The following is an 18,353-nucleotide window of genomic DNA, read 5'->3' as shown; positions in this document are numbered from 1 at the left end:
CAGCGCGCCGGGACGGTCTCCGGCGTCGTCGTCAGGCAGGCGCGCATCATGCCGCGAACGCTAGCACAGCCGCTGATCAACCCCGAGCCGATTTCCGGCTCCATAGGAAGGAGGTCGCCGTCACAGCGAGATGGGGCCGAGGTCGGCGGCGGTCTGGGCCAGCGCGCGGACGGCGGGGCTGTCGGCGGTGGAGCGCCAGGTCAGGGCCCATTGGAGGGTGGGGGCGTCATGCATGGGCAGGAAGACGACGCCAGGGGGCCTGTTGTAGCGGGCGGCGATCTCGCCCAGCGGGTGGACGCAATGACCGGCGGCGACCAGGGAAAGGATCTCGTGGAAGGTCCGCGCGGTGGGCCCACGTGGGATGCGGCGGCCCAGCGGTGTACGCGTGGGGACCATGGACGCGACCCAGTACTCGGGGGCGTCGGGGCCGAGGTCGACGACATGGTTGTCGGCGAGGTCCTCCAGGGACGCGGTGCCGCGCTCGGCGAGCGGGTGGTCCGCCGGCACCGCCAGCACGCGGCCTCCGGTGAGCACGGTGGGGCCGACCGTGAGGTCCGGTTCGGCGACGGGCAACCACAGCACGTGCACGTCATGCTCTCCCGTACGCAGGGCGGTGAACGGGTCGCTGCCGTAGATTTCGCCGAACTGGACGTCGGCGCCGGGGTAGCGGGTGCGGAACGCGTCGACGAGGGGGCGTAGTACGTGTCCGGCATGGCCGAAGACGCCCAGCCGCAGGGTCCGGCCCGCGCCCAGGCCGGCCGCCTCGGCGCGGGCGAGTCCCTCCTTGAGCAGGTCGAGGGCCTGCTGGAGGTCCTCGCGGAGGCGCCGGCCGACAGGGGTCAGGGTCACGCGTCGGCTGGTGCGATCGAACAGGGCCACGCCGAGACGCCGTTCCTGCTTGCCGATGGCCTGGCTGACGCGGGCCTGGGACACGCGAAGGCGTTCCGCGGTGCGGCCGAAGTGCAACTCCTCGGCCAACGTCAGGAAGATCTCGATGTCGCGTAGCTCCACCAATAACCCCACTGTTATGGATCGCCCCACGAAGCTTACATTGTTCCGCCGCTGACCTGCCTCGATGCTGGACACATCACCACCGGACAGGCGCCACGCGCCTGATCGGCACATCGATAAGGCAGCTCCAGGAGCGACCAGAGTGACAACCGCGGCTCTGACCGGTGACTACACCCTCGACATCGCCCACACCCGGATCGGCTTCGTCGCCCGGCACACGATCGGCCCCAAGGTGCGCGGACAGTTCGAGGAGTTCGAGGGGAGCGCGCACCTGGACGGCGACGACCCGTCCAATTCGAACGTCCAGCTCACGATCCAGGCCGGCAGCATCCAGACCCACAACCCGCAACGCGACGACATGCTGCGCGGCAGGTTCCTCAAGCTGGACGACCACCCGACCATCACCTTCGTCTCGACCGGCGCGCAGCAGGTCGACGAGACCACCTTCGAGCTCACCGGTGACCTGACCATCCGCGGCGTGACCAGGCCGGTCACCGTAGCCTTCGCGCGGATCGGCGCCGAGCAGGACCCGCAGGGCGATGTCCGGGTTCATTTCAGGGGCAGCGCCACGATCAACCGCAAGGAGTGGGGTGTGAGCTGGGCCGCGACCGCGGGCCTGGTCGGCAAGAAGGTCGCGCTGGAGCTCGATGTCACCGCGATCCGGCAGATCTGACAAGCCGGCCCGCATCGAGGCTCTGCCGCGGATGCGCACCGGCCCCCGAGGGCAAGTGCTTATAGGTTGTATTCCTAACTAGATCGCTCTATGGTCTAGGTAGTTCGCTTACGTAAGAAGGGCGGCTTCCTATGAGCATCTCTGCGAGCTTCTCGACCCCGGGCCTGCTCCTGACGGTCGCGCTGACGGCCTATCTGGCCTTCGCCGCTCCCTGGCTGGGCAAGCGCCAGTACGACCGGCTGGCACGACGCCGCGCCCACGACCCCCGGGCGCTGGTGCACGCGTACCGGTTGTGGATCGCCGAGGAGTGGATCTGGCTCGCCGTAACGGCGCTGATCCTGGCGCTCTCGCCGGGACTCGACCCGGCGGATCTGGGATTCGCGATGCCGGGCCACCTCGACCAGGTCGCCCCGGCGGTCGTCGGCATGACCGGCGCCATCGTGATCGGCACGCTGCTGCTTCGCCGCCTCGCCCGCTCGGGCCGTGCCGTACCTGGTCAGGCGGCCTTCGCGGAACTGATGCCGCGCACCCCCGCCGAGCGGTGGCACGGCCTCGCCATGGCGGTGACCGCGGGCGTCTGCGAGGAGATCGTCTACCGCGGCCTGCTCATCGCGTTCGGCGTCGGCGTGCTGGGCCTCGGCACCGCCGCGGCCGCCGCCCTGGCTCTGGCGGTCTTCGTCGCGGGCCACCTCTACCAGGGCTGGAAGGGCATGGTCGCGGTGACCCTCCTCGGTTTCTGGCTCACCAACGTGTACCTGTCCACCGGCAGCCTGCTGCTGCCGATCCTGATGCACGTCCTGATCGACGTCCGGGGCCTCGTGTGCATGCCGGCACCCGCAGGGAAGACGGTCGGTCAAGCGGTCTAGGTAGTACTCCTACCGTGCGAGGATGAGGCACATGGCGACCGACCGCCGCGCGAGCTGGCTCAAGGGCGTCCTCGATTTGCTGGTGCTGGCCAGCCTGACCGAGGGCGAGAACTACGGCTACGAGATCGCCAAGATGCTCGCCGGCTCCGGGCTCGGGCAGATCCGCGGCGGCACGCTCTATCCCGTGCTCAACCGCCTGGAGGAGGCGGGCCTGGTGTCGGCCGAGTTCCGGGTGACCGAGCGGGGCCCCGGCCGGCGCTACTACCGGCTCACCGAGCAGGGCAGGCAGACGCTGGCCGAGCAGGGCCGCCTGTGGCTGGCGTTCGACGAGTCCGTACGCACGGTGCTGGCCTCGGGAGGGTTGAAGTGAGCACCTACCTCGACGAGCTGGAGACCCTGTTGCGCGCGGGCGGCGTGCCCGCGGCGCAAATCGAGGCCACCGTCGCCGACCTCGCCGCGTACGTCGCCGAGACCGGCGCCGACCCGGAGGACGAGTTCGGGCCGGTCGGGGAGTTCGCCGGGCAGTTGCTGGCGGCGCGGGCGCCCGAGGCCGACGCGGCGGACGCCACCGAGTGGCGGTGGACCGCCGACATCTTCACCGACCGCCAGATGCTGGCCCGGCTCGGCGACCAGGGGTGGGAGATCGACCGGGTCGACCACCTCGGCAGGTTCGTCAGCCACCGCGATCCGGAACGGCCGCAACGGTGGGAGTACCGCAGGGAACCGTCGATCGGCGGTTCCGCGCCGGCCGCGCGGCTGGCGCCCGAGGGCTGGGAGCCCTGCGGCACCTGGATGTACTGGCGATACTTCAAGCGGCCCAGGGCAGCCAGCGTGGGACCGGCCGCGCAGCTCGACTCCCCGCCCGCGGCCCCCGGCCGCAACGTCTTCTTCAGCCGGCGGTTCTACCTTGTGCTGGCCCTGGCCCTGCTCGCCCTGGTCACGCCCGGGGTCCTGTGGGGGCCGCCGGACGGCGACGGGCCGGGCTTCTTCGCCGGCATGGCCGTCGGAGGCTGCGTCGCGATCGCCGCCCTGGCGGCGATGTGGCTGTGGACGGCCCGCCGCCGTCCCTGAGCCCGCCGCCGGCCTTCCGTCCCGGGTGCTCAGCCCGTCTGCTGAGCCGGCTCGGCCGCGTCGGCCGAGCCGGCCCGTCCGCCGCCGAACACCTCCTGCACGAGGCGCTGTGTCGCCTGCTGGAACGCCACTCCCATGGACAGCGCGGCGTCGTCGACGTAGTTCAGCGCGGCGGTCAGGGTCGTGCTGCCGTCGGGCGTGCTGTACATCAGCGCCGCGTGGCCGGCCGCGCCGCCGTTGTGCGTGATGACGGTGCCGCCGCCCGGCGCCTGCTGTACGAACACGCCCAGTCCGTAGCCGGCCTTGGATTCCGGCGTGCGCATCTCGGCCAGCAGCTCGGCCGGCAGCAGCTTGCCACCGCACAACGCAGAGATGAACGTGTGCAGGTCCTGGGTGGTGGAGATCATGTCTCCGCCGCTGGAGATCCAGGACGGGTTGTGGCGGGTGACGTCGACCGTCTGGCTCTGGCCGTCCTTCTCGTAGCGGTAGTAGGCGTGGGCATGCGGCTCGGGGATGTCCGTCTCGGTGGTCGGCTGGATGGTGCCCGACAAGCCGAGCGGCCCCAGGATCAGCCGCCGCATCTCCTCGGCGACCGGGCGGCCGGTGACCTTCTCGATCAGCAGCCGGGCCAGCACGTAGTTGGTGTTGGAGTAGCTCCAGTCGGTGCCCGGCTCGAACCGCGCCGGCTTGGACAACGCCAGCCGGACCAGTTCCTCGGGCCCGTAGGTGGTGAACCGGTTGTCCACCCACTCCTTGCCGGCCGTGGTGGAGGGGATGCCCGGCACGAACGTGCCGTCCTCGAAGTACTCGCCGGTGAAGTTGAACACCCCGCTGGTGTGCTGCAGCAGCATCCGCACCGTGATCCGCTCGTCCAGGCCGAACTCGGGCAGGTAGTCGGTCACCGGAGTGTCCAGCCCGATCTCGCCCTCGGCCACCAGTTGCAGCACCACGGTCGCGATGAAGGTCTTGGTGTTGCTGCCGATCCGAACGTGTCCGTTGATCGGCGGCTCGGCGGCCGTGCCCAGCTCGCGCACCCCGGCGCTGCCGGCCCACTCGCCCCGCTCGTCGTGCACGCGCAGCGACACCCCGACGAAGCCGGAATCGACCATCTCCTCAATGATCTTCTGCAGCTCCGGGCGGTCCTGGCCGGTAAGAGTGACGGACATGGTGGTGGCTCCTTCAGGTCTGCGATGACTTCGCTCTTCGTTTCCGACATCGGAAACGCTACGTTGCATTTCCAAGTCATACAAGCGGCTTGTTGCGTTCACGAGATGTATGTGCACGTAATAGTCCACAAATCGTTGCAATGGACCTGAATTCAATGCAACAATCACGCGATGCAATCGTTGCAACGGATCAAACGTGAACGCTATGCTTTCGAGGCCACAGACCACGGAGGAGACCGCGATGCCGGGAGGCAGGCTCACCCAGCAGGACCGCCAGCAGATCGCGCTGGGACTGGCCGACGGCCTCGCCTACGCGGAGATCGCCAGGCGCCTCGACCGCCCCACTTCGACGATCACGCGTGAGGTGATGCGCAACGGCGGCCCCACCGCCTACCGTGCCGACCTGGCGCACCGCGCCACTGAACGCCGCACCCACCGCCGCAGGAAGGCCGCGCCCCGGAACTCCGGCACGTCCCCCCAGGCTCACGGACGCGATGCCGAGGCGGTGCGCGAGTACGAGGAGGTGTTCGCCACCGTCTTCATGCAATCGGGCCTGCCCAAGATGACGGCACGGGTGCTGGCCAGCCTCTACACCACCGACGCCGGCAGCCTCACCGCCTCCGAGCTCGCCGGACGCCTGCAGGTCAGCCCGGCGTCCGTCTCCAAAGCGACCACGTTCCTCGAGAGCCAGGGCCTCATCCGCCGGGAACGCGACGAACGCCGCCGCGAGCGCTACGTCGTCGACGACGACGTCTTGTACCAGTCGATGATGGCCAGCGCCCGCGCCACCGCCCACCTCGGCGAGGTCGCACGCCAGGGCGTCGGCGTGCTCGGCCCCGGAACCCCGGCCGCCGCCCGCCTGGAGAACATCGCCCGCTTCGTCGCCTTCGTCTCCGAGAGCATCGTCCGCGCCGCGGACCAGGCCCGCGAGATCCTCCACACGAGAATCGACACGACTTCGGACAGCGCTACCTAGCACGCCCAGATCGCGGGCAGACAGCCTCGGCGACCACCGCCGGGACGTCAGCCGGCTACCACCCGACCGCCGGCACGCCTGTCTTGAGACGTCAGGCGCGGCTGATGCGGGACTCGTCGTACGGACCCGAGCGGAGGGCCCACTAGCCTGAGCGGCGATGGACCGTATGACGACGGCGCGGGGTGATCTCGACCTCGCGCGCTTCCCCGAGGACCCCCGCGACCCGCTCCGCGCGTGGGACGCGGCCGACGAGTACCTGCTGCGGCACCTCGACGAGCGCGAGGGCGGGCCGGTGGACCTGTCGGGGAGCCTGGTCGTGCTGGGCGACCGGTGGGGCGCCCTCGTCACCGCGCTCGCCGCGCACCGCCCCATCCACCGACCCGTCCAGATCAGCGATTCCTTCCTCGGTCAGCAGGCCACCCGCGCCAACCTCGAGCGCAACGGCCTCGACGCGGACGCCGTACGGCTGAGCACGACCAGGGACGCGCCGCCGGACCGGATCGACGTGCTGCTGGTGCGGGTGCCCAAGAGCCTCGCCCTCCTGGAGGACCAGTTGCACCGCCTCGCCCCTCACGTGCACGAGGGCACGGTGGTGGTCGGCGCGGGGATGGTCACCGAGATCCACACCTCGACGCTGAAGCTGTTCGAACGCGTCCTCGGACCGACCCGGACCTCGCTGGCGGTGAAGAAGGCGCGTCTGATCTTCTGCTCCCCCGACCCCGGGGCGCCGCGTGGGGCGAATCCGTGGCCGCGGAGCTACGCCTTGCCCGCCGACATCGGGGTGGTCTCCGGCCTGACCGTCGTCAACCACGCCGGCGTCTTCTCCGCCGAGCGTCTCGACGCCGGCACCCGCCTCCTGCTGGGCAGCCTGCCCACGCGTACGGGGGCCGAGCACGTGGTCGACCTCGGCTGCGGCAACGGGGTGATCGGGCTCGCCGCGGCGCTGTCCAACGGCGAGGCCGAGGTGACGTTCATCGACGAGTCCTACCAGGCGCTGGCCTCCGCCGAGGCCACCTTCCGGGCGAACGCCGGCCCGGGCGCCGCCGCCCGGTTCGTGGCGGCCGACGGCCTGTCGGGCTTCCCGCCGGGCACCGCGGACCTGGTGCTGAACAACCCCCCGTTCCACACCCATCGGGGCAGGACCGACGCGACCGCCTGGCGCATGTTCAACGGCTCGCGTGCCGCGCTGCGACGGGGCGGCGAGCTGTGGGTGGTGGGCAACCGACACCTCGGCTACCACGTGAAGCTGCGCCGGCTCTTCGGCAACTGCGAGGTCGTCGCCAGCGACCCGAAGTTCGTCGTGCTCCGTGCCGTCAAGCGGTGATCAGAACAGGGTGAGCGGCTCGTTCGGCATGGGCTCGGGGAGCGGTTCCACGCCGGGCACCTCGGCGCGTACGTCGTCGTGGAACCGGCGGGCGAGCGTCAGCGCGTCGGCGTTGTCGGGAGTGTGCACGAACACCGTCGGCGAGCGGCCCTCGCGCAGCCACCCGGCGACCGCGTCCACCCAGTGCCGCCAGCCCTCGGCCGTACGCTCCGGATCGTCGCGGCCGATGTAGCGGACGATCGGGCGGTCGGTGAGTGCGGCGGTCCGCAGGGGCACGCGCGGTTTCTTCGACCAGGCGTCCCGTTCGGCGTCGCTGGTCGGCGGGCTGCGGAACAGGACCGTCGTGTCGAACGGCACCCACTCGGCGCCGGCCCCGGCCAACACCCGCTCCAGGAGCCGCGCGGCCCGGGGGTCCTCGAAGAACGCGCGGTGACGGACCTCGACGGCGTAGCGGTGGTCGCGGGGAAGGCGGCCGAGGAAGGCCGCCAGCACGCCGACGTCCGCCGGGCCGAACGAGCCCGGGAGCTGGATCCACAGCGCGTGGGCGCGCGGGCCGAGCGGCTCGATCGCGTCGAGGAAGGCCCGCAGGTCGTCGTCGGCCCCGGTCAGGCGGCGCTCGTGGGTGATCGGCTTGGGCAGCTTGACCACGAGGCGGAAGCCGGGGTCCGTCTGCCGCGCCCAGGACTCGACCGTGCTCCGCGAGGGCGTCGCGTAGAACGTCGTGTTGCCCTCGACCGCGTTGCACCAGGTCGCGTAGGCCCGCAGCCGCTCCCCCGGAGGAAGCGGGTGCGGCAGGAGACGCCCCTGCCACGGCGCGTGCGTCCACATCGCGCATCCCACATGAAGCCGCATGGCCCCGACGTTATCCGGTTCGGATCACTCCCCGGCGACGGGCGGCGGCGCGTCCGTCACCGACCAGGTCACGCGGTGGCGCAGCACCTCGCCGGGTGCGAGCGAGGTCAAGGGCGACATGGTCTCGGCCTCGACCAGCCGGGCGGTGGGGCGCAGGCCCGCCAGCCCCTCCAGCTCCTCTTCCTTGGGGTACTGCATCCAGATGGCGATCTCCGAGCCTTCGTCGGGGTAGGGCGCGCCCGGCCGCACGTCGAACCGCTGCGTCAGCGTCGCCCCGCCGGGGGCCACCACCGCCAGCCATCCGGCCGTGCCGCCGATGCCGATCTTGCCGACCACGTCGCGCACCGGCACCCGGCCCGCCGAGGGGGAGACCCGCTCCAGGACCGGCGCGCCGTCGGGGGCGAACAACGTCACCGGCGCCCGGTGCCGCTCGGTCAGCCCGACCCACACCCCGCACCGGGGATCGTCGTGGTCGCGGAAGGACTCGGTCTCGAACTGGGTCACCGTCCAAGCCGCCCACCGCACCGGGTGATCGGTGACGTTCTCCAGCTCGCTGTCGACCACGAGGACGGGCTCGCCGGCCGACATCGTGAGCGTACGGGTGGCGGCCAGGCCGGTGCGCGGGTCGTCGCCGCTGCGCATCCGTACGCGCAGGTCGTCGCGCTCCAGCACGGTGTAGGCGCCGGCGTCGAGCACGGGGTCGGGCGGCCCTGCCCACTCCTGCGCCGACGACCACCCCTGCGGGGCGGGCCAGGTCTTGTCTCCGCCCCAGTTCGCCCAGCTCGCGAAGCCGGTGGGAGTGGGCAGCCGCCGCGCGGCGGGGGTGAGCGCCAACGACTCGTCGAGCAGATCCGGATTGCGCCACAGCCACTCCCGGCTCGCGGCGCGCAGCGAGATGATCCGCCCGCCGCGCCCCGGCAGGACGACCGCCTCGCCCCAGGGCGCGGCGAGCCGGACCAGCGGTTCGTTCTCGTGGGTCGTCATCGGTCCAGCGAGGGGACCAGGCAGACCTTGCCGGTCCGCCCCGAGTCGGCCAGGCGGTACGCCTCGTCGGCCTTCTCCAGCGGCAGCACGTCGGTCACCAGCCGCTGCGGGCCGGCACCCCACCGCACCAGGCGGAAGGCCAGCTCCTCCATGGCCTGCAGCGAGGTGACCCAGGAGGCGTACAGGGTGAGCTGGCGGTGCAGCAGCAGGTCGGAGACCTCGGTCTCCAGCCGGCCGCCCTCGCCCACCAGGGAGACGCGGCCCCACTCGGCCGCGCCCCGGATCGCGACGCTCCGGCCCGCGGCCGAGCCCGAGCAGTCCATCGTCACCGAACAGCCGCGTCCCCCGGTTGCCTCGTCCACGGCCTCGGCGACCCCGTCGTCGGCGATCAGGACCTCGTCGAACAGGCCGAGGGAGCGGGCGTGCGCGGCGCGCTCGGGCGAGCGCTCCACACCGAGCACCCGGGTCGCGCCGAGACCGCGGGCGATCATCGCGGCGGCCAGCCCGACCGGCCCGAGGCCGACCACGAGCAGGTCGTCGCGCCCGCCGACCCCGGTGCGCAGCAGGCCCTCGTACGCCGTGCCGAACCCGCACGCGATCAGGGCGCCGTCCACGTAGGACAGCTCGTCCGGGAGTGGCACGGCCGTGCTCTCCTCGACCAGGATGTACTCGGCGTGCCCGCCGTCGCGCTGCCAGCCGTACGCCGACCTGCGCTCGGGATCGGAGCAGCTGATCATGTGGCCGCGGCGGCAGTTGGAGCAGCGCCCGCAGCCGGAGATGTGGTAGACGATCACCCGGTCGCCCACCCCGAACCGCCGGCAGCCCGGACCGGTCTCCACGACCTGGCCGCTGGGCTCGTGTCCGGCCACGACCCCCTTGTACGCCGCGCCCTCCTGGCCGACGTGCGTCTTGTGCCCCCGGTAGATGTAGGACAGGTCGCTGCCGCAGATGCCGGACGCGCCCACCCGTACGAGCAGCTGGCCGGGACCGGGCGTGGGCACCTCGACGTCGCGGAGCACGGCGGTGAAGTCGCCGGGCAGGAAGACGCCTTTCATGGTGGTCATGAGCTACGGGCTCCGTTCCGCTGGGAGAGCAACACGTTGATCAGCACGGCGCCGACGATGATGACGCCGCGGACCACGTCCTGGAAGAAGGCGTTGACCCCGAGCAGCACGAGGCCGTTGCCGATGACGGTGATGAAGGCGACGCCCAGCAGGGTGCCGAGCAGGGATCCCTTGCCGCCGGCGAGGGAGGTGCCGCCGATCACGACCGCGGCGATCACGTCGAACTCGAGGCCCACCGACGCGCCGCCGTTGCCCGACCCGAGGCGCGCGGCGAGCAGCAGGCCGCTGACCGCGGCGAGCAGGCCGGTCGTCGCGAACAGGATCACCCGGATCCGGGAGACGTTGATTCCCGCGAGGCGGGCGGCCTCGGCGTTGCCGCCGACCGCGAAGACCGAGCGGCCGTACGCCGTGCGGTTGGCCACGAAGAGGAACACGACGAACAGGACCGCCATGATGATGGCCGGGGTCGGGATGCCGAGGATGCTCCCGGACAGGACGTCGAGGAACCCGTTGGCCTCCAGCGGGACCGGCAGGCCGTCGGTCATGTACTGCGCCAGCCCGCGCAGGGCGCTCCACAGGCCCAGCGTGGCCACGAACGACGGGATGCCCCAGCGGGCGCGCAGGAAGCCGGCCCCGGCCCCGAGCAGCAGACCCACCGCGAGGCAGACCAGTACGGCGAGGGCGAACGGGATGTGCCACTCCCCGGTGGCCTTGGCCAGCAGAACCGAGGAGAACGCCACGGCCGGGCCGATGCTGATGTCGATCTCACCGGCCACGATGACGAGGGTCATCGCCCACGCCACGACGCCGATCGTCGCCGCGTCGCGCAGGATGGCCAGCTGGTTCGTCACGGACAGGAACCCCGGCGCCGTGGCGGAGAGCACCACGAACAGCACCACGATGGCCCCGATGAGCCCGATCTCGTTCAGCCGTTGCGTGTTGCGTCCCAGCCGCCCGCCCCGGGCGTCCGCCTTGGCCACGGGCGGGCCCGTGGGCGTGGTCGTGCTCATGTTCTCCCTCACTCCTCGGCAATCGCTAGGGCCATGACCCGGTTGAGCTCGATCTCGTCACCGCTCAGCTCGGCCACGGCACGCCCGCCGCGCAGGACGACGATCCGATCGCAGACGTCGGCCAGCTCCTCCACCTCGCTGGACACGAAGACCACGGCGCGCCCGTCGTCGGCCAGCAGGCGCATCTGGTCGTAGATCTGGCGTTTGGCCTCCACGTCCACGCCGCGGGTCGGCTCGTCGAGCAGCAGCACGTCGCTTCCCGCGTGCAGCCACCGGGCGAGCACGGCCTTCTGCTGGTTGCCGCCGCTGAGCGTGCCGATCGGCGTGCCCGGACGGGCCGTCTTGATCGCCAGGCGGTCGATGAGCGCCCGGGCGGCCTGCCGTATCGCCCGGCGGTCCAGCACGCCCGACCTGCTCACCCTGCCCAGGTCGCTGATGACGATGTTCTCGTCGACGCCCATCAGCGGCACGATCCCCTCGCGCCGCCGGTTCTCCGGCGTCATGCCGAGCCCCCTGCGGAGCATCGCGGCGAACGCGCCGGGCCGTACGGCCTCGCCGCGCAGGCGGATCTCACCGGAGGCCGGACGGTCGAGCCCCACCAGGGCGCGCAGCGTCTCGGTGCGGCCCGAGCCGAGCACCCCGGCGATGCCCAGGATCTCGCCGGGCCGCACGTCGATGTCGAGGCCGTTCAGCCGGTCGCTGACCAGGCCGCGCGCCGACAGCACCGGCGGCTCCTCGCTCGGACGGCGGTCCCGGGCCGCCACGGCCTCGGGCGCCGTGCCGAGCATCATCGCGACGATCTCGTGGGTGGAGGCCGTGCGCACCGGCAGCGTCTCCACGATCCTGCCGTCGCGGACGACCGTGGCGGTGTCGGCCACCTGCCGGATCTCGTCCATGCGGTGACTGACGTAGATGACCGCCACGCCCTGCTCCGCGACGGTCCGTACGACGTCGATCACCTGCCGGACCTCGGCGGCGGCCAGGGAACTGGTCGGCTCGTCGAGGATGAGCAGGGTGGGCCGCTGGCTGACGGCGCGGGCGATCTCCACGAGCTGCTGCCCGGCGGAGCCCAGCGAGCCGACCGGGCTGTCGACGTCGATGTCCACGCCGATGCGCGCCATCGCCTCCTTCGCGTCGGCGCGCATCCTGCGCAGGTCGAGCGCGCCGCGGGAGCGCGGCCAGGCGCCCAGGAACAGGTTCTCCGCGACCGTCATCTCCGGCACCAGGCTCAGCTCCTGGTAGACGGTCGCGACCCCCAGGGCGGCGACGTCCCGCGTCCCGAGGCCCGCGAGCGGCGTACCGCGTACGAGCGCCTCGCCGGAGTCGAGGTGCTCGGCGCCGGACAGCACCTTGATCAGGGTGGACTTGCCGGCGCCGTTCTTGCCCAGCAGCGCGCGGACCTCGCCGCGCCGCACCGCGAAGTCGACGTCGCTGAGAGCGGTGACGCCGGGGTAGCGCTTGGTGCCCGCACGCACCTCCGCGACGACGTCGGTGTTCGACATGGGAGCCTTCCTGGAAGCCTTCGGTGGGGACGAGTGACTGTGCCCTTTCAATACGAGGGACGGTTTACGGAATCCCGTCGCTGTGCTCGGTCAGCCACTTCTCGTTCGTCGCCTTGTCGTCGGCGGTGTAGAGGATCGGGTCCACCGGGATCACGAACGAGTCGTTCTTGGCGCCGCTCGACGCCTTGCGGGCGGCCTCGTACGCGAGCTTGCCCACGGTCTGCGCGGGGACGTCGATCTCCGCCTTGAGGATGCTGCCGTCGACCAGGGCCTTGGCGATGTCGACGGTCATGTCGCTGCCGAAGACGACGGTCTTGCCGACGCGGGAGCGCGTGGTGACGGCCTTGATGCCGGCCAGGGTGCCGCCGCCCGCGACGGCGTAGAACGCGTCGAGCTCGGGGTTCGCGGTGATGATGTTCTCGGCGACCGGGGTCGCCTTGTCGACGACCGCGCCCTCCTGGTCGGCGACGTACTGGGCGCCCGGCACCGACTCGGCCAGACCGTCCTTGAAACCGCGCTTGCGCTCCTTGCAGACCTCCACGAAGTCGCAGTTCAGGATCGCGATCTTCGGCTTGTCGATCTTCTGGGAGGTGAAGTATTCGCCGGCCTGCTCACCCAGCTTCTTGCCGAAGACGTACGGGTCGGACAGGACGTAGCCCCACACGTACTTCTTGGCGTCCGCGTCGTTGATGCAGGTGTTGTAGCAGACGACCGGGATGCCGGCCTTGCTCGCCGCCGCGATCGCCGGGGTGGACGCCGTGGCGGAGACGGCCGAGGTGATGATCGCGTCCACGTTGGAGGCGACCAGGGTCGACATGTACGAGGACTCCTTGGCCGCGTCGCCCTGCGCGTTGTTGCCCAGCAGCTTGAGCTGCGAGTCCTGGGCGGCGGCGGTCTCGATGCCCTTCTTCACACCGGCGTAGAAGCCCTGCGAGTCCAGGTAGATCACCCCGACGCGCAGCTGTTCCTTGGTGCCCGAGGCGCCGCCGGACCCGGCGGACTGACCGCAGGCGGCGAGCACGGCGCCGACGGCCAGCAGGGCGATGCAGCGCATCGCCGTGAGTCGAACTGATGCCACGAATGGCCTCCCATGAGTCTGTCTTCGGTTGGCGACGCCACCGGGTAGGGCGCGCTGCGCCACGTCCAGATGATGAGGCGGGCGTAACGTGCCTGTCAATAAATTGTCATAAAAAAACACTTATCGTAGAGTGGCGGCGTGAACCTCCCCGGACCTTCCACGGAGGCCGGATGCTGCGCGGTCGTGACCGGCGCCGCCTCCGGCATCGGCGCGGCTACCGCCAGGCGTCTCGGCGCGACGGGCGTGCCCGTCCTGCTGTGCGACATCTCCCCGGCCGGGGAGGACGTCGCCGCGGCTGTCGCCGAGGCGGGCGGCACGGCAAGATTCGTGCGCATGGACGTCAGCGACGAGAGCGCGTGGGGGGAACTCCGCCGCGTCGCCCACCGGGAGTACGGCCCGGTGCGGCACCTCGTCAGCAACGCCTACGTCGTGGACGTGAGACCCGTGCACGACCTGGGCGCGGCATCGTGGAACCGGCAGCTGGAAGTGAACCTCACCGCCTCCTACCTGGCCTTTCGCACGCTACACGAGGATCTGAAGGCGACGTCGGGGGCGGTCGTCCTCGTCTCGTCGGTGCACGCCCTCGTCGGCCTGCCCGGCCACCCGGCGTACGCGGCGACGAAGGCGGCGCTGGTGGGTCTCGGCCGCCAGCTCGCGGTGGACTACGGCCCCGAGGTGCGCGTCAACACCGTGCTGCCCGGGCCGATCATGTCCCCCGCGTGGGACCGCGTGGCGGAGGAGGACCGGCGCCTGAGCGCGGAGGCCACGATCGCCAAGCGGTTCGGCGACCCCGCCGAGGTCGCCGCGGCGATCGCCTTCCTGCTGTCGGACGAGGCGTCCTACATCACCGCCACCACCCTCGTCGTCGACGGCGGCTGGAGCGCGACGAAGAACTCCTCCTGAGAGGGATGACCGCAGAGCATGAGCACCTACAAAGGGCGTGGCATCCACGGCCAGGTCGTCGAGACCATCGGCCGCCGCCTCGTCACCGGGCAGTTCGCCGAGAACGGGCGCATCGACCTGGTCGAGCTGGAGGCCGAGCTGCAGGTGTCCCGCACCGTGGTGCGCGAAGCGCTGAAGGTGCTGGCAGGCAAGGGCCTGGTCGACTCGCGGCAGAAGCGGGGCACGGTGGTGCGCCCCCGCAGCGAGTGGAACCTGCTCGATCCCGACGTGATCAGCTGGGAGTTCGAGAACCGGGGCAGCGAGATGCTCGGACAGCTCGCCGAGGTGCGGCAGATGTTCGAACCGGCCGCCGCCGCGCTGGCCGCCGACCGGCGCACCGACGCCGACCTCGCCGAACTCGAGGCGGCCCTGGAGGACATGACCGCGGCCAGGACCCCGGCCGAGGCCGCCTCCGCCGACCTGCGTTTCCACCGCGCCGTCCTGGCCGCGACGGGCAACGAGCTCCTGGTCCGCATGGAGGTCGTCATCGAGTCCGTGCTGGCGGAACGGGACCGCATCGTCCACGACGTCGTCACCGCCGACGACCCGGTGCCGAGTCACCGCGCCCTGCTCGACGCCATCCGGGCGGGGGACGGCGAAGCCGCCAGAAGCTGCGCGCTCGCGCTCCTCGACAAGTCCATGGCCGACGTCGACCGCGCGGCCCGCCTCCAGGGAGACCGGTGAAGATCACGCGCATCGAAACGTTCCTGGTCCCGCCCCGGTGGCTGTTCTGCCGGGTCGAGACCGACGAGGGACACGTCGGCTGGGGCGAGCCGGTCGTCGAGGGTCGGGCCCACTCGGTCAGGGCGGCGGTGGGTGAGATCGCCGAACTGCTCGTCGGCGCCGACCCGCTGCGCATCGAGGACCACTGGCAGGTCATGACCAAGGGCGGCTTCTACCGCGGCGGGCCGGTGCTCGCCAGTGCCGTCGCCGGCCTCGACCAGGCCCTGTGGGACATCGCCGGCAAGGCGCGCGGCGTCCCCGTCCACGAACTGCTCGGCGGTCCCGTACGCGAGCACGTCCGCGCGTACGCCTGGATCGGCGGCGACGAGCCCGGCGAGATCAAGGAGGAGGCCCGGCGCCAGGTGGAGGCGGGCTTCTCCGCGGTGAAGATGAACGCCAGCGGCCGCATGTCCCCCATCGCGGGCCCTGGCGAGATCGACGAGGTCATCGACCGCGTCGCGGCGGCCCGCGAGGTGCTCGGCCCGGGCCGGGACGTCGCGGTCGACTTCCACGGCCGGGTGTCCTACCCGAACGCCCGGCGGCTGCTGCCGCTGCTCGAACCGCTCACGCCCCTGTTCGTCGAGGAACCGGTCGTGCCGGAGTCGATGTCCCAGGTGCGCAGCCTCGTGGAGGCGTCCAACGTTCCCATCGCGATGGGCGAGCGGCTCTACTCCCGCTGGGACTTCCTGCCGGCCTTCCAGGCGGGCGTCGCCGTGGCGCAGCCGGACCTGTCCCATGCCGGCGGCATCTCGGAGGTCCGCCGCATCGCCGCCCAGGCCGAGGTGTTCGGCGCCCTGCTCGCTCCGCACTGCCCGCTGGGACCGATCTCCCTGGCCTCCAGCCTCCAGGTGGCGTTCGCGACCCCCAACTTCCTCATCCAGGAACAGAGCATCGGCATCCACTACAACGACGGCAACGAACTGCTGGATTACCTGGTCGATCCGTCCGTCTTCGCCTTCACCGACGGCCGGCTCTCCCGGCCGACCGGGCCGGGGCTGGGCATCGTGGTCGACGAGGCGGCAGTGCGTGAGGCCGACAAGCAGGGCCACTCGTGGCGCTCTCCGATCTGGCGCTATCCCGACCGCTCCTTCGCAGAATGGTGACCGGCGTGCAACCACACGATCTGCTCGACCTCCTCAGGACCAGGCGCCTGCTGGCCATCGTCCGCGGCGACGACCCGGAGGCGGCGCTGCGCAGCATCGACGTCCTCGCCGAGGAGGGCGTGACCCTGATGGAGGTCTCGCTCAGCGGCGCCGACGCGCTGTCGGTCATCCGGAAGGCGGCCTCCACCCTGGGCGCGGGCGTGCACCTCGGCGCCGGGACCGTGCTGACCGCGCGGGACGCCGTCGCGGCCCGGGACGCGGGCGCGACGTTCGCCGTCACCCCCGGCCTCGGCGAGGGAGTGGACGAGGCGCTGCGCCTCGGACTGCCCGTGCTCGCCGGGGCGATGACCCCCACCGAGGTCATCGCCGCGACCGCGCAGGGGGCCGCCGCCGTCAAGCTCTTCCCCGCCTCCGCCGGAGGGGTTTCCTACCTGCGCGCGCTGCGCGACCCGTTCCCCGCCGTGCCGTTCGTGCCGGTCGGCGGCGTCGGCCTCGACAGCGTCCACGACTATCTGGAGGCCGGGGCCGTCGCGATCGGCCTCGGCTCGCCGCTGCTCGGCGACGCCCCGCGCGGCGGCGACCTCGATGACCTGCGCCGCCGGGTCAGGACGGCGCTCGACCTGGTGGACGCTTCATGAGGGCGGACGTCCTGACGATCGGCGAGGCGATGGTCACGGTCCGCTGCGCCGGACCGCTGCGCCTCGGCGGCGACTCGCGGGTGTCCACCGCAGGAGCGGAGGCCAACGTCGCCATCGCCCTGTCCCGCCTCGGGCACACCGCCCGCTGGACCGGCGCCCTCGGGGACGACGAGCCCGGCGAGCTGGTCCTGCGCACGCTGCGGGCCGAGGGCGTGCTGACCGACCACGTCGTGCGGCGTACGCAGGCCCCGACCGGCCTGCTGCTGCGGGACGTGGCCGCCGGGGGCCGGGCCCGCGTGCACTACTACCGTAGGGACTCGGCCGCCTCGACGCTGTCGTGGGACGAGGCGCGACCGGCCGTCGAGGCGGGCCAGACGGGCCTGCACCTCACCGGCATCACGCCGGCGCTGGGGCCCGCGCCGCTGGAGGCCGTCGCCGCCGCCGCCGAATACGCCTGCGAGGCGGGCGCCTGGGTGAGCCTCGACGTCAACCATCGCTCCCTGCTCTGGTCCCGGGAGGCGGCCGTGCGGGCGCTGCGTCCGCTGCTGCCGTACGTCACGGTGCTGATCGCGTCGGACGACGAGCTGGATCTGGTGGCGGACGGCGACGGCGAACGCGACCGCGTGGCGGCCCTGCTGGACGCCGGTGTCGAGGAGGTCGTCGTCAAGCGCGGTGCGGCGGGCGCGAGCTACCACGACGCGCGGACCTCGTTCGACGTCCCGGCTCGCAGGGTGCCCGTGGTGGACGTCGTCGGCGCGGGCGACGCGTTCACCGCCGGATATCTGTCCGGGCGGCTCGACGGGCTCGACGCGTACGGCCGGCTCGAACGGGCCACCCTGCTCGGCGCGGCCTCCGTGGCCTGCGCCGGGGACTGGGAGGGACTGCCCACCCGGGCCGAGCTGCCCGCGCTGGCCCTGCCGGAAGGGGAGACGCTGCGGTGACATCGCCGGAGACGCTGGTCGACGCCGGTCTCGAGCTCGGCGAGGGCGCCCGTCGGCTCGGGGACCGGTGGGTCGTCGTGGACATCCTCGACGGCGCGTTGTACGAGGTCTCCCCGGGACCCGGCGCGGGGGCCCGCGTTCTCCCCGGACGGCACGCGGCTCTATCTCGCCGGCAGCGCACGCGGCGTCGTCAGCGCCTATCCCCTGGATACGCGCACCGGGGCGCTCGGCGCCCCGGAACCGCTCATGCGCCTGGACAGCGGAAGCCCTGACGGCATGACGGTGGACGACGAGGGCTTCCTCTGGACGGCGGTCTGGGGCCAGTCCCGCGTCCTGCGCGTCAGCCCGTACGGCGAGGTCGACCGGGTGGTGCACCTGCCGTGCCGGCAGCCGTCGTCCGTGGCGATCGGCCGGCGAGGACGGGACACG

At 71.9% G+C, this 18,353-nt stretch carries 19 protein-coding genes and 1 pseudogene; 12 read left to right on the top strand and 8 right to left on the bottom strand.

What is annotated here, in order from left to right; all coding sequences use genetic code 11:
* Positions 1-120: 120 nt before the first annotated feature.
* Positions 121-1,011, bottom strand: coding sequence for a LysR family transcriptional regulator (locus tag IL992_RS03495; protein ID WP_193201867.1), 891 nt, complete (start codon positions 1,009-1,011; stop codon positions 121-123).
* Positions 1,012-1,153: 142 nt separating this feature from the next.
* Here IL992_RS03495 and IL992_RS03490 point away from each other — a divergent pair, with 142 nt between their 5' ends.
* The 4 genes from IL992_RS03490 (at position 1,154) to IL992_RS03475 (ending at position 3,621) form a co-directional block, all read left to right on the top strand.
* Positions 1,154-1,684, top strand: a complete 531-nt coding sequence (locus tag IL992_RS03490) for a YceI family protein (protein ID WP_319018310.1) — start codon at positions 1,154-1,156, stop codon at positions 1,682-1,684.
* A gap of 131 nt (positions 1,685-1,815) precedes the next feature.
* Positions 1,816-2,550, top strand: a complete 735-nt coding sequence (locus IL992_RS03485) for a CPBP family intramembrane glutamic endopeptidase (protein WP_193201865.1) — start codon at positions 1,816-1,818, stop codon at positions 2,548-2,550.
* 31 nt (positions 2,551-2,581) lie between these two features.
* Complete coding sequence (locus IL992_RS03480; protein WP_193201864.1) at positions 2,582-2,920, top strand: PadR family transcriptional regulator; 339 nt, start codon at positions 2,582-2,584, stop codon at positions 2,918-2,920.
* Positions 2,917-3,621 (top strand): hypothetical protein, encoded by a 705-nt coding sequence (locus tag IL992_RS03475; RefSeq protein WP_193201863.1) that lies wholly within the window; start codon positions 2,917-2,919, stop codon positions 3,619-3,621. Before IL992_RS03480 ends, IL992_RS03475 begins: the two co-directional genes overlap by 4 nt.
* A 29-nt stretch (positions 3,622-3,650) precedes the next feature.
* On the opposite strand, the gene IL992_RS03470 is transcribed toward IL992_RS03475, so the two are convergent.
* Positions 3,651-4,787 carry a serine hydrolase domain-containing protein gene (locus tag IL992_RS03470; RefSeq protein WP_193201862.1) on the bottom strand — a complete coding sequence of 379 codons (1,137 nt, stop codon included), beginning with the start codon at positions 4,785-4,787 and terminating at the stop codon, positions 3,651-3,653.
* A 241-nt stretch (positions 4,788-5,028) separates the two neighbouring features.
* On the opposite strand from IL992_RS03470, the gene IL992_RS03465 reads away from it, so the two are divergent.
* On the top strand, positions 5,029-5,763 hold the full coding sequence (locus IL992_RS03465) for a GbsR/MarR family transcriptional regulator (RefSeq protein WP_193201861.1): 735 nt from the start codon (positions 5,029-5,031) through the stop codon (positions 5,761-5,763).
* A 157-nt stretch (positions 5,764-5,920) separates the two neighbouring features.
* Positions 5,921-7,087: a methyltransferase gene (locus IL992_RS03460; protein ID WP_193201860.1), complete on the top strand. Its 1,167-nt coding sequence runs from the start codon at positions 5,921-5,923 to the stop codon at positions 7,085-7,087.
* On the opposite strand, the gene IL992_RS03455 is transcribed toward IL992_RS03460, so the two are convergent.
* From IL992_RS03455 to IL992_RS03430, 6 genes are all read right to left on the bottom strand, one after another.
* Positions 7,088-7,939 carry a DUF72 domain-containing protein gene (locus tag IL992_RS03455; RefSeq protein ID WP_193201859.1) on the bottom strand — a complete coding sequence of 284 codons (852 nt, stop codon included), beginning with the start codon at positions 7,937-7,939 and terminating at the stop codon, positions 7,088-7,090. It abuts the gene before it with no gap.
* Between the two features lie 24 nt (positions 7,940-7,963).
* Positions 7,964-8,923 (bottom strand): DUF4380 domain-containing protein, encoded by a 960-nt coding sequence (locus IL992_RS03450; protein ID WP_193201858.1) that lies wholly within the window; start codon positions 8,921-8,923, stop codon positions 7,964-7,966.
* On the bottom strand, positions 8,920-9,987 hold the full coding sequence (locus IL992_RS03445) for a zinc-dependent alcohol dehydrogenase family protein (RefSeq protein ID WP_226872297.1): 1,068 nt from the start codon (positions 9,985-9,987) through the stop codon (positions 8,920-8,922). The genes IL992_RS03450 and IL992_RS03445 overlap by 4 nt, the downstream gene beginning before the upstream one ends.
* Positions 9,984-10,997: an ABC transporter permease gene (locus IL992_RS03440; RefSeq protein WP_193201857.1), complete on the bottom strand. Its 1,014-nt coding sequence runs from the start codon at positions 10,995-10,997 to the stop codon at positions 9,984-9,986. Before IL992_RS03440 ends, IL992_RS03445 begins: the two co-directional genes overlap by 4 nt.
* A gap of 8 nt (positions 10,998-11,005) precedes the next feature.
* The gene (locus tag IL992_RS03435) at positions 11,006-12,499 is read right to left on the bottom strand and encodes a sugar ABC transporter ATP-binding protein (protein ID WP_193201856.1); all 1,494 of its coding nucleotides are present in this window, start codon (positions 12,497-12,499) and stop codon (positions 11,006-11,008) included.
* Positions 12,500-12,563: 64 nt separating this feature from the next.
* Positions 12,564-13,553: a substrate-binding domain-containing protein gene (locus IL992_RS03430; RefSeq protein ID WP_193201855.1), complete on the bottom strand. Its 990-nt coding sequence runs from the start codon at positions 13,551-13,553 to the stop codon at positions 12,564-12,566.
* 162 nt (positions 13,554-13,715) lie between these two features.
* Between IL992_RS03430 and IL992_RS03425 the strand changes: the two genes are divergently transcribed.
* The 6 genes and pseudogenes from IL992_RS03425 to IL992_RS48875 all read left to right on the top strand — a co-directional run.
* The gene (locus tag IL992_RS03425) at positions 13,716-14,480 is read left to right on the top strand and encodes an SDR family NAD(P)-dependent oxidoreductase (protein WP_193201854.1); all 765 of its coding nucleotides are present in this window, start codon (positions 13,716-13,718) and stop codon (positions 14,478-14,480) included.
* Between the two features lie 18 nt (positions 14,481-14,498).
* Positions 14,499-15,203: a FadR/GntR family transcriptional regulator gene (locus IL992_RS03420; RefSeq protein WP_193201853.1), complete on the top strand. Its 705-nt coding sequence runs from the start codon at positions 14,499-14,501 to the stop codon at positions 15,201-15,203.
* Positions 15,200-16,345: a galactonate dehydratase gene (dgoD, locus tag IL992_RS03415; protein WP_193201852.1), complete on the top strand. Its 1,146-nt coding sequence runs from the start codon at positions 15,200-15,202 to the stop codon at positions 16,343-16,345. Before IL992_RS03420 ends, dgoD begins: the two co-directional genes overlap by 4 nt.
* Positions 16,346-16,350: 5 nt before the next feature.
* Positions 16,351-16,983, top strand: coding sequence for a bifunctional 4-hydroxy-2-oxoglutarate aldolase/2-dehydro-3-deoxy-phosphogluconate aldolase (locus tag IL992_RS03410; protein ID WP_319018309.1), 633 nt, complete (start codon positions 16,351-16,353; stop codon positions 16,981-16,983).
* Positions 16,980-17,924 carry a sugar kinase gene (locus IL992_RS03405; RefSeq protein ID WP_193201850.1) on the top strand — a complete coding sequence of 315 codons (945 nt, stop codon included), beginning with the start codon at positions 16,980-16,982 and terminating at the stop codon, positions 17,922-17,924. The genes IL992_RS03410 and IL992_RS03405 overlap by 4 nt, the downstream gene beginning before the upstream one ends.
* Before the next feature lie 129 nt (positions 17,925-18,053).
* A pseudogene (locus IL992_RS48875) lies at positions 18,054-18,341 on the top strand (SMP-30/gluconolactonase/LRE family protein); the annotation flags it as partial.
* Between the last annotated feature and the right edge of the window lie 12 nt (positions 18,342-18,353).

Source organism: Microbispora sitophila, assembly GCF_014892245.1.
In the GTDB taxonomy this organism is placed as follows: Bacteria; Actinomycetota; Actinomycetes; order Streptosporangiales; family Streptosporangiaceae; genus Microbispora; species Microbispora siamensis.
The sequence above is the reverse complement of the archived record's forward strand: the minus strand, read 5'-3'. Positions and strand labels throughout refer to the sequence as shown.